We start from the raw sequence: 13417 nt of genomic DNA on the forward strand, positions 1-13417 counted from the left end.
GGTCTATCTGAGGCCTGTATCATCATTATGAAACTTCAAAAACCTAAGGGAACGCAGGATATTTTACCTGCGGATAGTGCCAAATGGCAGTACGTAGAAAATGTTGCACGTGAAACATTTAAGAAATACAATTATGGTGAAATTCGTACACCTATGTTTGAACATTACGAGGTCATTTCACGTTCAGTAGGTGATACAACTGACATCGTTACTAAGGAAATGTATGATTTTCATGATAAGGGAGACCGTCATATTACACTTCGTCCAGAAGGAACAGCACCGGTTGTACGCTCTTATGTAGAAAACAAACTCTTTGCGCCAGAGGTCCAAAAACCTGTTAAAGTTTATTATATTGGATCAATGTTCCGTTATGAACGTCCTCAAGCAGGACGCTTGCGCGAGTTCCACCAACTAGGTGTAGAGTGCTTTGGATCAAAAAATCCTGCAACAGATGTTGAAACCATTGCTATGGCCTACCAACTCTTTAATACGCTTGGCATTAAGGATGTTACCCTTCATTTGAATAGCCTTGGAAATACTGAGAGTCGTCTGGCTTATCGTCAGGACTTGATTGACTACTTGACACCAATGCGTGAAAGTTTGTCAAAAGATAGTCAACGCCGTTTGGATGAAAATCCTTTGCGAGTACTCGATTCAAAAGAAAAAGAAGATAAGGTTGCAGTTGAAAATGCTCCCTCTATCCTTGATTATTTAGATGAAGAAAGTCAAGCGCACTTTGACGAAGTACGTACCATGCTCGATAGTCTTAACATTCCTTACGTGATTGATACTAATATGGTACGTGGTCTTGATTACTATAATCACACGATTTTTGAATTTATTACCACTATTGATAAGTCTGAATTGACAATCTGTGCAGGTGGTCGTTATGATAGTTTGGTTGAATACTTCGGTGGTCCAGAAACAGCTGGTTTTGGTTTTGGACTTGGTTTAGAACGCTTGCTTTTGGTTCTTGATAAACAAGGTATCGAACTTCCTGTGGAAGAAAGTCTGGATGTTTACATTGCAGTACTTGGTTCAGGTGCCAATGGCAAAGCTCTTGAGTTAGTTCAAGCTATCCGCTATCAAGGATTTAAGGCTGAACGTGATTACCTTGGACGTAAGATTAAGGCACAATTTAAGTCAGCAGATACCTTCAAGGCTAAGACGGTTATCACATTAGGTGAGAGTGAAGTGGAGTCAGGTCAGGTCAATGTCAAAAATAATGCTACTCGTGAGGAAGTTACTGTAAGTTTCGAAGAGCTAACTAAAAACTTTGCTGTAGTCCTCGAACAGTTAGAAAAGTAGGGGGCATATGGTTAGTATAGTTGATATGCTCAAACGGAGTGAAAAGTTCAGTTTGGCTTTTGATCGTAGTATGCCCATTCGTTTCCAACAACAGTTTTGGCAATTGATTGCCTTTATTGATAAACATGACATTACTTGGTTCAATGATGAGCCTGCAAGTGATCATGCGATGTGTCAGCAATTACTTGGTCAAGTTTGGCGTCAAGATTGTCAAGATGTGGTCTTGAGTTTTGAAACACAGGAACGTTATTTGGGATGGCAGGTAGACGAGGAAACTGATGAACTTAGTGTTATCATTGAAGATGTTTACGGATTCCGTTGGAATAGTTTACTTGACTTAGAAACAGCCGATTATCGTTTTGAAGATTTTGAAGAGTTTGCTGAAGATTACGTGGATACTAGTGATTTGTTGAAACAATTTGGCAAATAGTTTTATAAAAAAGAAAGTCTATTAAAATTCTAACCTGAAATGGGTGGGGTTTTGATGGGCTTTTTGCTATAATAGTTAAGACTAAAAAATTAACGAAAGAAGTGTATTTATGGAACGTTCTATGTATGCCGGACGTGTTCGTAGTGAACACATCGGAACTACTATTACTTTGAAAGGTTGGGTATCTCGCCGTCGTAACCTCGGAGGTTTGATTTTCATCGATCTTCGTGACCGTGAAGGTTTGATGCAGTTGGTTGTTAACCCTGAAAATGCGGATGCTAATGTTGTTGAAACAGCTGAAAGCTTGCGTAGCGAATTTGTTATTGAAGTAACAGGAACTGTTGAAGCGCGTGAACAAGCTAATGATAACTTGTCTACAGGTGCTGTCGAACTTAAAGTTGAAAATCTTAAAGTTCTTAATACTGCCAAAACAACGCCATTTGAAATTAAAGATGGTGTTGAGGCTAGTGATGATACACGTATGCGTTACCGCTACTTGGATCTTCGTCGTCCAGAGATGTTGGAAAACTTTAAGCTCCGTGCAAAGGTAACTCACGCCATCCGAAATTATCTTGATGACTTGGAATTTATCGATGTTGAAACACCAATGTTGACAAAATCTACACCAGAAGGTGCTCGTGATTACTTGGTTCCAAGCCGTGTTAGCCAAGGTCACTTTTATGCTCTTCCGCAAAGTCCTCAAATCACTAAACAATTATTGATGAATGCTGGTTTTGACCGTTATTATCAAATTGTTAAGTGTTTCCGTGATGAAGATTTGCGTGGAGACCGTCAACCTGAGTTTACACAAGTTGACTTGGAAACGTCATTCCTTAATGAGCAAGAAATCCAAGATATTACAGAGGGATTGATTGCTAAGGTTATGAAAGAAACTAAAGGGATTGAAGTTACATTACCATTCCCCCGCATGTCTTATGATGATGCCATGAATAACTATGGTTCTGACAAGCCAGATACACGCTTTGACATGCTTTTACAAGACTTGACAGAAGTTGTCAAGGGTGTAGACTTCAAAGTATTTGCTGAGGCACCAGCTGTTAAGGCAATTGTTGTCAAAGGAAATGCAGACAAATACTCACGTAAAAGTATTGACAAGTTGACAGAGTTTGCCAAACAATTTGGCGCTAAAGGTCTTGCTTGGGTTAAGATGACTGACGGAGCTCTAGCAGGTCCAGTTGCTAAATTCTTGACAAGTATTGAAGATAAGTTGACAGATGCTTTACACCTTGAAGAGAATGATCTAGTTCTTTTTGTAGCAGATACACTTGAAATCGCTAATAACACACTTGGTGCTTTGCGTAATCAAATTGCTAAAGAACTTGACATGATTGACAACACTAAGTTCAACTTCCTTTGGGTTGTCGATTGGCCAATGTTTGAGTGGTCTGAAGAAGAAGGACGCTATATGTCTGCTCACCACCCATTTACTTTGCCAACAGAAGATTCTGCAGCAGAGCTTGAAGGAGATCTTTCCAAGGTACGTGCTGTAGCTTATGATATTGTCTTGAATGGTTATGAGCTTGGTGGAGGAAGTCTACGTATCAATCATAAAGACCTACAGGAACGTATGTTGAAAGCCCTTGGTTTCTCTGAAGAATCAGCCTATGAGCAATTTGGATTCCTTCTTGAAGCTATGGACTATGGTTTCCCACCACATGGTGGTTTGGCTATCGGTCTTGACCGTTTTGTTATGCTTCTTGCAGGTAAAGATAATATCCGTGAAGTGATTGCCTTCCCTAAAAATAATAAGGCATCAGATCCTATGACTCAGGCCCCAAGTCTTGTGGCTGATAAACAGTTGGAAGAACTTGCCCTTCATGTAGATTTAGAAAATGAATAAAGCACCTCTTCATAAACATGTTAAATTTGTAGCGAAAAAGTCTGCGAAGAAAATGGGCGTTTTGCAGGCTGTACGTAGTATTTCCCGTGAAAAATATACTGAAAAAGTCTCAGCTTCTTTACTTTATGGTCTCTTATCGTCAATCGCCGTTAATTTCTTTTTTCAACCTGGACATGTTTACTCCAGTGGAGCAACAGGTTTGGCACAGGTTTTATCGGCATTGAGTGTTAGAACTTTGGGCTTTGAGATACCAGTATCATTGACTTTCTATGCGATTAATATCCCTCTCTTGATTATGGCTTGGTACAAGATTGGCCATAAATTTACAATCTTTACCTTCATTACAGTAACGATGAGCTCCCTTTTTATTCAGGTGATGCCACATGTAACCTTGACAGAGGATCCTTTGATCAATGCTATCTTTGGTGGTTTGGTCATGGGTACGGGGATTGGTTTCGGTTTAAAATCACGTATCTCTAGTGGGGGGACGGATATCGTTAGCCTCACTATTCGTAAGAAAACAGGTCGTGATGTTGGTAATATCTCCTTGATTGTCAATGGAATTATCATGGTTTTTGCGGGCATTCTTTTTGGTTGGAAATATGCTCTTTATTCAATGGTGACTATTTTTGTTTCTAGTCGAGTTACAGATGCGATTTTCACAAAACAAAAGAAAATGCAGGCTATGATTGTCACAAGTAATCCTGACCCAGTTGTAAGGATGATTCAGAAGAAACTCCACCGTGGAGTAACGCTGATTAATGATGCGGAAGGGACTTATAATCACGAAAAGAAAGCAGTATTACTGGCGATTATTACGCGTGAAGAGTATACTGACTTCAAGCATTATATGAGAAAGGCAGATCCCAAAGCCTTTGTCTCCATCGCAGAAAATGTACATATTCTAGGTCGTTTTGTTGATTTAGATGACTAACAAAAAAAGGAAGTTGACGAACGTTAGCTTCTTTTTTGTTGGAGAGAATTCTTGACGAAATGCCTGCTTGACTTTACAATATCAGTATGATTAGATTTTTAATTCCAACCGCAAAAGAAATGAAGGCCAGTAAGGAAGTTTCGTCTCAAAAATTATCCGAAAAGAGTGCGGCTATCCTAACTGAAATGGCAAAATTGTCCACAGATGAATTATCCACAGCTTATAAAATAAAGCCTGAGCAGGCTGAGAAAGAAAAGCAGCGCTGGGCTGCGATTTTGTCTGGAGAAGCGAAGAACTATCCAGCTGTCGAGCTTTTTAATGGACTGATGTATCGTCACATCAAACGTAGTGACTTATCCACATGTGAAAAAGATTTCTTAGGCCAACAAGTATTCATCACATCTTCCTTTTATGGGATTATTCCCGCTTTTTATCCGATTCAAGAACATCGTCATGATTTTCATACGAAGATCAAGGTTAATGGTCAGTCCTTAAAAAACTATTGGCGTGCTGAATATGACCAATTTCTAGAGGAGAGTCAAGCTCCAGTTGTTTCTTTACTTTCAAGTGAATTTGAGGATGTTTTTAGTCCAACTCTTCGTAAGCAGTTATTCACGGTTAGTTTTATGGAAGACCGCAATGGAGTTCTTAAGACTCATTCTACGATATCCAAAAAGGCAAGAGGGGCTTTTTTGACAGCTGTTATGGAGGAGAATTGTCAAATGATTAATGCTTTACGAAAATTGTCTTTTGATGATTTTAACTATCGTGAGGATTTATCCTCTAACAATGGGCTAGTTTTTGTTAAAATCGTTTAAAAAAGTCTGAGTTACCAACTCAGACTTTTTCTTATAGCATATCTTTACGATCGACTTGTTCATAGTTTGTCTGACCGTCATTTAGCTTGTTCCAAATAATGACTGCTCCTTGATCAAGAGATTTTTTGACATCAATAATACGTTGATTAGATGATCCTCGAAACTGGAGCATAAGATTCTTTTTAGTGATGTCAAAGCGGCCGTCAACGAGAATATCAACGAGTTGAAGAAGTTCTAGTTTATCAGGGGTTTCAAGCATCAACTCCTCCCAAGTATACCCAGTCCAAGACCAGATATCTTTTTCCGGGAGTTCCTTACGAATGCGTTTGACTAGGGGAATGAGAATTCCTGTGTTTAGGAAGGGTTCACCACCAAGTAGCGTGAGACCTTGTACGTAAGGTTGAGCTAGGTCAAGCATGATTTGTTCTTCAAGTTCTTTGGTATAGGGAATTCCTGCCTTAAATGACCAGGTGGCAGCATTATAGCATCCCTTGCAATGAAACATGCAACCAGAGACGTAAAGCGAATTACGTACGCCTTCACCATCAACGAAGTTAAAAGCTTTGTAGTCAATAATGCGTCCTTGGCTAAGTTCTTCAGACTTCCATTCTTGTGGTTTTGGTGTATTCCATGTCATGATTCTACTCCAAACCTATCCAATAGCGCTCAGTTTCATGGCGAATGTCCTCCAACTGACCACCGTTGGCTAATATAACAGCTTGGCTAGCAAGATTCTTGATACTACAAGTGACCAGAACACGATGAATATTCTTTTCTTTAGCTATTTGTAAGCCTTGACGGAGAGATTCTTTCGCATAACCCTTTCCTCGTTCGGATGGACGGATAGAGTAGCCGATATGGCCCCCTTTTTCTAGTAAGTAGTCATTTAATCGGAGACGAAGGTTGAGAAAGCCAAGAGCCTGGCCTGCTTCGTCAAAACTAACCAGCTGGATAGCAGGAACCCAGTTTTCAGGAATATTGAGTCCCGCTTCCGCTTGAAGATTTTCTTCTAGCCACTCTTCATAAACAAAATTGTAGGCGTTCCAAAATCCACCATCATGAGCAGCTTGCTCCCTTTCAAATTCAGCCATCATCTCTAAGATAGCTTCTTTATCTGTTTGACTTGGACGGCGTAAAATCATATTACTTCTTCTTTCCAGCTTTTTTCAAAAGGGCTTGGACACGTGCTTTTTTATCATTTTTGACGGTTGCATTTTTTTCGTGGTAACGTTCCATTTGTTGCATACCTTTATAATCTAATTGATATTTTCCCATAATATTCCTTTCTAAAAATGAAATAAGCAAAGCAGTTGGAAGGTATCATCCAGCTGCTTCTAGTTTATTATAATGTATTCTAGGTCTTATTAAAGGTGTTTACCTTCATATTTTATGGTTGAACCGTTCATGTGTTTGACTCGAGCTGAGATTTCTTTGTGGCGTCCTTTAACCATTGGGCGTGCCTGTGGATTTCCTAGATAACCGCAAGTACGTTTGACAACATCAACTGTTTTAGGATCTGTGTTGCCACAGTTAGGACACATGAATCCACGTTCTGTTGGGGTGAAGTCCCCTTCAAAGTCACACTTGTAGCATTTATCTATTGGAGTATTCGTTCCAAGATAACCGACACGGTCATAAGCAAAGTCCCAGACAGCTTCGAGTGCTTTAGGGTTTTGCTGGAGGACTGGATATTCACAATAATGGATGAATCCACCAGTTGCGCCAGCTTCTGGGTAAGCTTTTTCGAATTCTAATTTTTCAAATGGTGTTGGATTTTTACGAACATCGTAGTGGAAAGAGTTGGTGTAATATTCTTTATCTGTGATATCAGTCACGACACCGAATTTTTCAGTATCCAAACGACAGAAGCGATCAGTCAAACTTTCTGATGGTGTTGAATAAACAGAGAAATGATAATCATATTCGTCAGACCAACCTTCACAAGCATTTTTCATAGCTTTTACGATATTTAAAGTAAATGCCTTGGCTTCAAGATTTGTCTCCCAGTCACTACCATAAAAAACAGATGCTACTTCATAAAGCCCAATATAACCAAGTGATACGGTTGCACGGCGATGTTTGAAGAGTTGATCTACATTGTCGAATTTACCTAGACGTTGGCCAAAGGCCCCATACTGATAAAGTATAGGCGCATTAGCAGGTGTAGCTTCTTTGACACGTTCAACTCGATAGACGAGTGCATCTTTGGCAATTCCCATTCTTTCTTCAAAAACTTCCCAAAATTTATCTTGGTCTCCCTTAGATTCTAGGGCAATTCGAGGAAGATTAAGGGTTACAACCCCCAGATTCATTCGTCCAGAATTAACTTCAACACCATTTTCATCCTTCCACCCCTGTAGGAAGGAACGACATCCCATAGGAGCCTTGAAGGAACCCGTCAATTCAATGACTTTGTCATATGATAGGACATCCGGGTACATACGCTTTGTTGCACATTCAAGAGCTAGTTGCTTAATATCGTAGTTAGGTGAGCTAGGCTCTAAGTTAAGTCCACGTTTTAAGGTAAAAATCAGTTTAGGGAAAATAGCTGTACGGTGTTCGGAGCCAAGTCCTAAAATACGAACTTGTAGGATAGCCTTTTGGATTTCACGCTCAAACCAGCTTATTCCCAAGCCGAAACCTAGAGAGGTAAAGGGAGTCTGTCCATTTGAAGTGAAAAGCGTATTAATCTCATATTCAAGAGATTGCATAGCATCGTAGATATCTTTACGCGTTTTGGCGCGTGCATAATCTTCACGTTTTTCTTCAGCTACCCACTCTTTAGCATCAGCTAAGTGTTTTTTGTAGTTAAGTTTTGCGTAAGGAGCTAAAAACTCATCGATACGGTCAGCAGTACAGCCACCATATTGACTAGAGGCAACATTTGCGATGATTTGTGAAATTTGTGCTGTTGCAGTTTGAATGGATTTAGGACTTTCAACTTCAGCGTTACCAATTTTAAAACCATTTGCCAACATGCCTTTGAAGTCAATCAAACAACAGTTGGTCATAGGTGTGTAAGGGCTGTAGTCTAAATCGTGGAAATGGATATCTCCCTTTTGATGAGCATTTGCCACGTGTGGAGGAAGCATCTTAAGTCCTACAGATTTTCCGACAATTCCTGCGGTTAAATCACGTTGTGTATTGTAAAGGTCGCTATCTTTATTAGCATTTTCATGAACAACAGCTTGATCTTTATTAACAAGTTTACTGATGGTGAAATTGATGTCAGTAGCCTGAGAACGCTCAAAATCACGTTTGGTACGATAGTTAATATATTCTTGAGCGATAGCATATTCGTTAGCTTCGAGTAACTCATGCTCTACAATGCTTTGGATTTCATATATTTTGATATTTTGAGTGAAGCGGTCATTAATTTCAGCAACAATACGGTTGGCAATTCCCTCCAATTTTGCTTCAATTAAGGGTGTGATAGGTGTAATAGCTTCACTCGCTTTGAGAATAGCTTCATATATTTTACTTGAATCAAAGACAACCATACGACCATCACGTTTGATGACTTTGATATCAGGGTTGATTGTAACCTTTTCTTTTTCTAATGTAATCATCTAAAAATCACCTCGTTACTAATTATAGCACTAGGCAAAAAAAAATCAATATATTGTGGTATATTTTTGTCTCAACCACTATATATTGATTTTTTGACCTATTTTAGGACGTAAACAGTGTATCGTTCAACGCCTTTTACAGGGGCTTTTTTATAGTTTTTTGAAAGTGTAGATTTAACATCAGAAGGTAGTTGTGTATCCTGTTGGACAACGATATATTGTGCTGAATCTTGGATAATAGTATCTGAGAGAGCTTTCTGATGACTAGATTTAGCTGTGTTAAGTTCTGGAAGAACAAATTGTGAGGCTGCTTTACGACCGCTTTCCAAATAAATTTTTGCTGAGGAATCGTAAACGTAGATAGTTTCATCTTTTTTGGTATTTTTAGCGAGGTAATTTGCAACAGTACTACGTTCAGTATTATTTCCTAAATTAAATAGGAACATAATGATTGGCATCGCAAAAGCGAATGCAAAGACTGCAATAGGTAAGAAGTAATTACGACTAAGGAAGATACCAAAAACTTTAAGTGTGTGAATCTGGTTACCATTACGACGTCGGTGAGAAGTTCGCTCTGCTCTCTTTTTAATAGCATCATCTAAAGAAAGTGCTGTTAAGACTAGACCATAAGGTACGATATTGAGCATACTGTAAAGTCCAAAGCTTTGAGAGAATAAGCTGTAAACCACTGTAAAGATAAAACTAAGGAGCAGTACCCACTTGATGCTCTTATCTTTAGCCTCACCAAGAAGGTGGTTGCTTGTAGTAAGTGCACCAATAAGTAACCCAGAGCCTAAAACAGCAAAGCTTTGATAGGCTAATGTAAGTAGAAAGTCATTTTTTTCTACAGCGAGTTGTGTAAAGTTGTAAACCAAAACTTGGTTAATGTAGTCCGATGTAATTTGTAAATTAAGGATAAAGTAAAGACATAGATACAATACTAGAATATTACCAAAAACAATACAAAGAACTTGATAAAAACCACGAGCAAAGTGCTTGTTGACAAGGTTGTAAACGAAGATTGTCACAAGTGACAATATCCAGAAAATAAGAGTTCGAGCTTCAAAAAGAGCTCCCGCAGTACCAGCAAAGCCGTAAAGAATAAAGGCTTCGTCACGACTATGACCCGCAAAGTAACGAGTTAAGAAGAAGATTGCACCTAGGACAAAAGGCATAGCAAATTGGATAGGGTAAAGCCCACCAAAACCAAGTGTTCCATTAGTGACATAGAAAATAATACTAATTAGAGTGGCAATTTCCTTCTTACTTGTCATGTGCATGACAGTCTTGTAAAGGTAACTACCAGAAAGATAGTAGGCGAGGAATTGTATAGGAATTAGCCAAAGCGTTGATCCTAAACGGAAAGCCAGAGAAACCAGGAGGTAATAAAAGAATCCACCTGTCGCAAAAAAGTCAGAGTAAGGTAAGCTACCATTGGCAAACATTTTTGCAATATAAAGGTTTTGAGACTGTATATTATTGGCAAAGTCTGTAAAGCAGGGAACTGATATACTAAAAATACTTAAGATCAAACTGAAAATCAGGATATGACCTTTATGCTTCCATGGAAGTGAGATCTTAGTTTTTTTCTCTATTTGAGAAGAATCTGATTCTTCGTTATGTCCTTGAATTGTCACTTCAATCTTTTCGGATTGACTATCTTGTGTATGAGATCGATGGTGGCTTCGATGATAACCTTGGTAGCCACTTGAATCTACAGTATTGTCTTCGTTGTATGGACTCACAATTAAACTCCTTTGTTGACATTTGGAAAGTTATAAATAGAAGGGTCTTGCCTCCTAATTGTCTTATTTAAAGTATATCAGATAATACCATTTAGTCAATTTTCCTCTAATTTCTTACATTTAATAAAAAATATCTAAAAAAGAGACTGAGATACAATATCCCAATCTCTTTTTAACGGCTCTATAATTTCTGTAGTGGGTAAAACCACTGTAGAGATTATGGAGCTTTTTCAATGTACACAAAAAGTCCCATAAGAACTATAATGAAAAGCGACCAAACCATCATTAGGAAGAACTCATGAGACTTATTAAGAATACCACAGAATTAATCGGAATTAAAGACCCTAACATCATTATTTCTCTTGTTTTTGAAAAAGATACTCATATCGAGATTCATGCAAAACTTGATTATTCTGCACCACCATGCCCTCATTGTCAAGGAATAATGATCAAATATGACTTTCAAAAATCTTCTAAAATCCCTCTTCTCGAACAAGCTGGAACTCCAACACTACTACGTCTGAAGAAACGTCGCTTCCAGTGTAAAGTGTGTAAGAGAGTAACGGTGGCTGAAACCTCAATCGTTGAGAAAAACCACCAAATCTCCAACCTTGTCCAACAAAAGGTTGCACAACTTCTAACTGAGAAGGTATCACTAACGGATATTGCCAGAAGACTTCGTGTATCGACGTCCACTGTCTATCGTAAACTTGACCAGTTTACTTTCAAGGAACATTATGACAAACTCCCAGCTGTTATGTCCTGGGATGAGTTTGGGTTCAAGAAAGGTGAACTCGCTTTTGTGGCTCAAAACTATGAGACCAACAAACTCATAACCATCCTTGATAATCGCCGTCAAACCACTATTCGAAACTACTTTTTGAAGTATCCATTGAAAGTACGACAAAAGGTACGGTTTATCACGATGGACATGTCAGGAGCCTATATGCTACTAGCTCGAAGACTTTTTCCAAATGCCGAAATCATTATTGATCGTTTCCACATCATCCAGCACCTTGGACGTGCCTTTTTAAAGACAAGAATTGCCATTATGAACCAGTTTGATAAGAAATCACTCCCCTACCGAACCTTGAAAAATCACTGGCGACTCTTCCAAAAGGACAGCCGTAAGTTATCTTGTAAATCATTTCACTCGAAGACCTTTGGTCAAACCTTAAGTCCACATGAAGTCGTTAGGAAGACACTAGACTTTTCAGAAGAACTCGCTAATTATTATAACCTCTATCAGCTGTTGCTGTTTCACTTTCAAGAGAAGAGGGTAGATGAGTTTTTTGAGCTCATAGAGGAGAATATAAGCAAGGTCAATCATTACTTCAAAACTGTCTTTAGGACCTTCCTTAGACACAAACCATACATCAAAAACGCACTAGAAACACATTACTCAAATGCAAAATTGGAGGGGACCAATAAGCTTATCAAAGACATCAAACGTCTGGGCTTCGGTTTTAGAAACTTTATTAACTTTAGGAAGCGTGTTTTCATCACTCTGAACATACAAAAAGAGAAAACCTATCAGGTTCTCTCTAGATGTTAGCTTTTCGTCACCCACTACAGTTGACAAAGAGCCTTTTTAACAAGCCATTTCTTTGCCTATGGCATTGAATATTTTTAGTTTTCGTCGATAAAGCTATTGAAAACTTCTTCGATCATATCCCATTCAGCATCTGAATCTTCAGGGATTGGTTGAAGGTCGCCTTCAGTACCGTCTTCATTTTCAGTGAATGAGTATGCTTGTATTTCGATTTCTCCATTAGCATCTTCTTCAGCACCAGCTGGTACTAAAAGAACATAGTTTTTACCAAATTCTTCGCGTCCATCAATAGTCAACAAGATTTCAAAAAGTGTTTCATTTCCTTGTTCGTCTACTAAAGTGATGACTTCATGATCATGGTTGTGGTCGTGATTGTGTGACATATTGTTCTCCTTTTTGAAGAGAGCGCTGAATAGTGAGGAAAATCTAGTATATTTGCTTGTCAGTTTACTAGATTGTCACTTGACTATTAGGTCTCTATTACACTTTCTTAAAACATTCGATCGAGGTAGTTTTGTAGAATAAGTTGGGCAGCTAATTTATCAATAACTTTTTTACGTTTTCCACGGCTGACATCTGCTTGTTCAACTAACATACGCTCGGCTTGAACAGTTGTCAAGCGCTCGTCTTGGTAATCTACAGGAATTCCAAAGATTTCCTTGATTTTGTCACCATAGGCTTTGCTTGCCTCAACACGTGGTCCTTCAGTGTTATTCATGTTTTTAGGAAGACCAACAACAAATTTTTCTACCTTATATTCTTTAACGAGCTCGCCTAGTCGGTCGAAACCAAACTCTTCAGCCTCCTCGTCAATTTTGATAATTTCAACGCCTTGGGCTGTAAAACCGAGGGGGTCACTAATCGCAACTCCTACTGTTTTTGAGCCAACATCAAGTCCCATTACTCGCATTAGAGGTCAATTCCATTTCCTTTAAGATAATAGCGAACGAGTTCTTCAACGATTTCATCACGTTCGTATTTACGAATCTGGTTACGGGCGTCATTATAACGCGGAACATAAGCAGGGTCACCGCTCAGAACATAACCGACGATTTGGTTGATAGGATTATAACCTTTCTCAGCCAACGAACGGTAGACATTTGTCAAAGTATTACTGATTTCATCTTTGCTACCGTCGTCTAGGTTGAAACGAACAGTTTCATCTGTAAATCCCATACTGACACCTTCTTTCTATAAGAA

Annotated in this window: 13 protein-coding genes and 1 pseudogene; 6 read left to right on the forward strand and 8 right to left on the reverse strand. The window is 38.8% G+C overall.

The window, feature by feature from the left end:
• Positions 1 to 27 precede the first annotated feature (27 nt).
• The 5 genes from hisS to yaaA all read left to right on the forward strand — a co-directional run bounded on the left by hisS (position 28) and on the right by yaaA (position 5351).
• Positions 28 to 1308 (forward strand): histidine--tRNA ligase, encoded by a 1281-nt coding sequence (hisS, locus tag H7T98_RS02880; protein ID WP_084915206.1) that lies wholly within the window; start codon positions 28 to 30, stop codon positions 1306 to 1308.
• A 7-nt stretch (positions 1309 to 1315) separates the two neighbouring features.
• Positions 1316 to 1738 carry a hypothetical protein gene (locus H7T98_RS02885; RefSeq protein WP_084915207.1) on the forward strand — a complete coding sequence of 141 codons (423 nt, stop codon included), beginning with the start codon at positions 1316 to 1318 and terminating at the stop codon, positions 1736 to 1738.
• A gap of 109 nt (positions 1739 to 1847) precedes the next feature.
• The gene (gene aspS / locus H7T98_RS02890) at positions 1848 to 3599 is read left to right on the forward strand and encodes an aspartate--tRNA ligase (RefSeq protein ID WP_084915209.1); all 1752 of its coding nucleotides are present in this window, start codon (positions 1848 to 1850) and stop codon (positions 3597 to 3599) included.
• Positions 3592 to 4533, forward strand: coding sequence for a YitT family protein (locus H7T98_RS02895; protein ID WP_002885781.1), 942 nt, complete (start codon positions 3592 to 3594; stop codon positions 4531 to 4533). Before aspS ends, H7T98_RS02895 begins: the two co-directional genes overlap by 8 nt.
• Positions 4534 to 4619: 86 nt before the next feature.
• On the forward strand, positions 4620 to 5351 hold the full coding sequence (gene yaaA / locus H7T98_RS02900; protein ID WP_201061236.1) for a peroxide stress protein YaaA: 732 nt from the start codon (positions 4620 to 4622) through the stop codon (positions 5349 to 5351).
• Between the two features lie 31 nt (positions 5352 to 5382).
• Here yaaA and nrdG read toward each other — a convergent pair whose 3' ends face one another.
• The 5 genes from nrdG to H7T98_RS02920 form a co-directional block, all read right to left on the reverse strand.
• The gene (gene nrdG / locus H7T98_RS02905) at positions 5383 to 5988 is read right to left on the reverse strand and encodes an anaerobic ribonucleoside-triphosphate reductase activating protein (RefSeq protein WP_201061238.1); all 606 of its coding nucleotides are present in this window, start codon (positions 5986 to 5988) and stop codon (positions 5383 to 5385) included.
• Between the two features lie 4 nt (positions 5989 to 5992).
• Positions 5993 to 6493: a GNAT family N-acetyltransferase gene (locus tag H7T98_RS02910; RefSeq protein ID WP_201061240.1), complete on the reverse strand. Its 501-nt coding sequence runs from the start codon at positions 6491 to 6493 to the stop codon at positions 5993 to 5995.
• Position 6494: 1 nt separating this feature from the next.
• A complete protein-coding gene (locus tag H7T98_RS10175) occupies positions 6495 to 6626 on the reverse strand; it encodes a hypothetical protein (protein ID WP_260319151.1) in 132 nt (43 codons plus the stop codon).
• Between the two features lie 89 nt (positions 6627 to 6715).
• Positions 6716 to 8920: an anaerobic ribonucleoside-triphosphate reductase gene (nrdD, locus tag H7T98_RS02915; protein WP_201061242.1), complete on the reverse strand. Its 2205-nt coding sequence runs from the start codon at positions 8918 to 8920 to the stop codon at positions 6716 to 6718.
• A 98-nt stretch (positions 8921 to 9018) separates the two neighbouring features.
• Positions 9019 to 10665 (reverse strand): hypothetical protein, encoded by a 1647-nt coding sequence (locus H7T98_RS02920; RefSeq protein ID WP_002892107.1) that lies wholly within the window; start codon positions 10663 to 10665, stop codon positions 9019 to 9021.
• A 298-nt stretch (positions 10666 to 10963) separates the two neighbouring features.
• Here H7T98_RS02920 and H7T98_RS02925 point away from each other — a divergent pair.
• A pseudogene (locus tag H7T98_RS02925) lies at positions 10964 to 12213 on the forward strand (ISL3 family transposase).
• An 81-nt stretch (positions 12214 to 12294) separates the two neighbouring features.
• Here the strand turns inward: H7T98_RS02925 and H7T98_RS02930 are convergent.
• The 3 genes from H7T98_RS02930 to H7T98_RS02940 all read right to left on the reverse strand — a co-directional run bounded on the left by H7T98_RS02930 (position 12295) and on the right by H7T98_RS02940 (position 13393).
• Positions 12295 to 12600: a DUF1292 domain-containing protein gene (locus H7T98_RS02930; RefSeq protein WP_002887079.1), complete on the reverse strand. Its 306-nt coding sequence runs from the start codon at positions 12598 to 12600 to the stop codon at positions 12295 to 12297.
• Between the two features lie 107 nt (positions 12601 to 12707).
• Positions 12708 to 13127 carry a Holliday junction resolvase RuvX gene (gene ruvX / locus H7T98_RS02935; protein ID WP_002887078.1) on the reverse strand — a complete coding sequence of 140 codons (420 nt, stop codon included), beginning with the start codon at positions 13125 to 13127 and terminating at the stop codon, positions 12708 to 12710.
• A complete protein-coding gene (locus H7T98_RS02940; RefSeq protein WP_002885737.1) occupies positions 13127 to 13393 on the reverse strand; it encodes an IreB family regulatory phosphoprotein in 267 nt (88 codons plus the stop codon). The genes ruvX and H7T98_RS02940 overlap by 1 nt, the downstream gene beginning before the upstream one ends.
• Positions 13394 to 13417: the final 24 nt, after the last annotated feature.

This window comes from Streptococcus sp. 23.2 (assembly GCF_016648665.1).
GTDB classification, from domain to species: Bacteria; Bacillota; Bacilli; order Lactobacillales; family Streptococcaceae; genus Streptococcus; species Streptococcus salivarius_E.

Coding starts and splice junctions, on each gene's coding strand:
- hisS (WP_084915206.1), top strand. CDS start 28: ATGAAACTTCAAAAACCTAAGGGAACGCAGGATATTTTACCTGCGGAT.
- H7T98_RS02885 (WP_084915207.1), top strand. CDS start 1,316: ATGGTTAGTATAGTTGATATGCTCAAACGGAGTGAAAAGTTCAGTTTG.
- aspS (WP_084915209.1), top strand. CDS start 1,848: ATGGAACGTTCTATGTATGCCGGACGTGTTCGTAGTGAACACATCGGA.
- H7T98_RS02895 (WP_002885781.1), top strand. CDS start 3,592: ATGAATAAAGCACCTCTTCATAAACATGTTAAATTTGTAGCGAAAAAG.
- yaaA (WP_201061236.1), top strand. CDS start 4,620: ATGATTAGATTTTTAATTCCAACCGCAAAAGAAATGAAGGCCAGTAAG.
- nrdG (WP_201061238.1), bottom strand. CDS start 5,988: ATGACATGGAATACACCAAAACCACAAGAATGGAAGTCTGAAGAACTT.
- H7T98_RS02910 (WP_201061240.1), bottom strand. CDS start 6,493: ATGATTTTACGCCGTCCAAGTCAAACAGATAAAGAAGCTATCTTAGAG.
- H7T98_RS10175 (WP_260319151.1), bottom strand. CDS start 6,626: ATGGGAAAATATCAATTAGATTATAAAGGTATGCAACAAATGGAACGT.
- nrdD (WP_201061242.1), bottom strand. CDS start 8,920: ATGATTACATTAGAAAAAGAAAAGGTTACAATCAACCCTGATATCAAA.
- H7T98_RS02930 (WP_002887079.1), bottom strand. CDS start 12,600: ATGTCACACAATCACGACCACAACCATGATCATGAAGTCATCACTTTA.
- ruvX (WP_002887078.1), bottom strand. CDS start 13,127: ATGCGAGTAATGGGACTTGATGTTGGCTCAAAAACAGTAGGAGTTGCG.
- H7T98_RS02940 (WP_002885737.1), bottom strand. CDS start 13,393: ATGGGATTTACAGATGAAACTGTTCGTTTCAACCTAGACGACGGTAGC.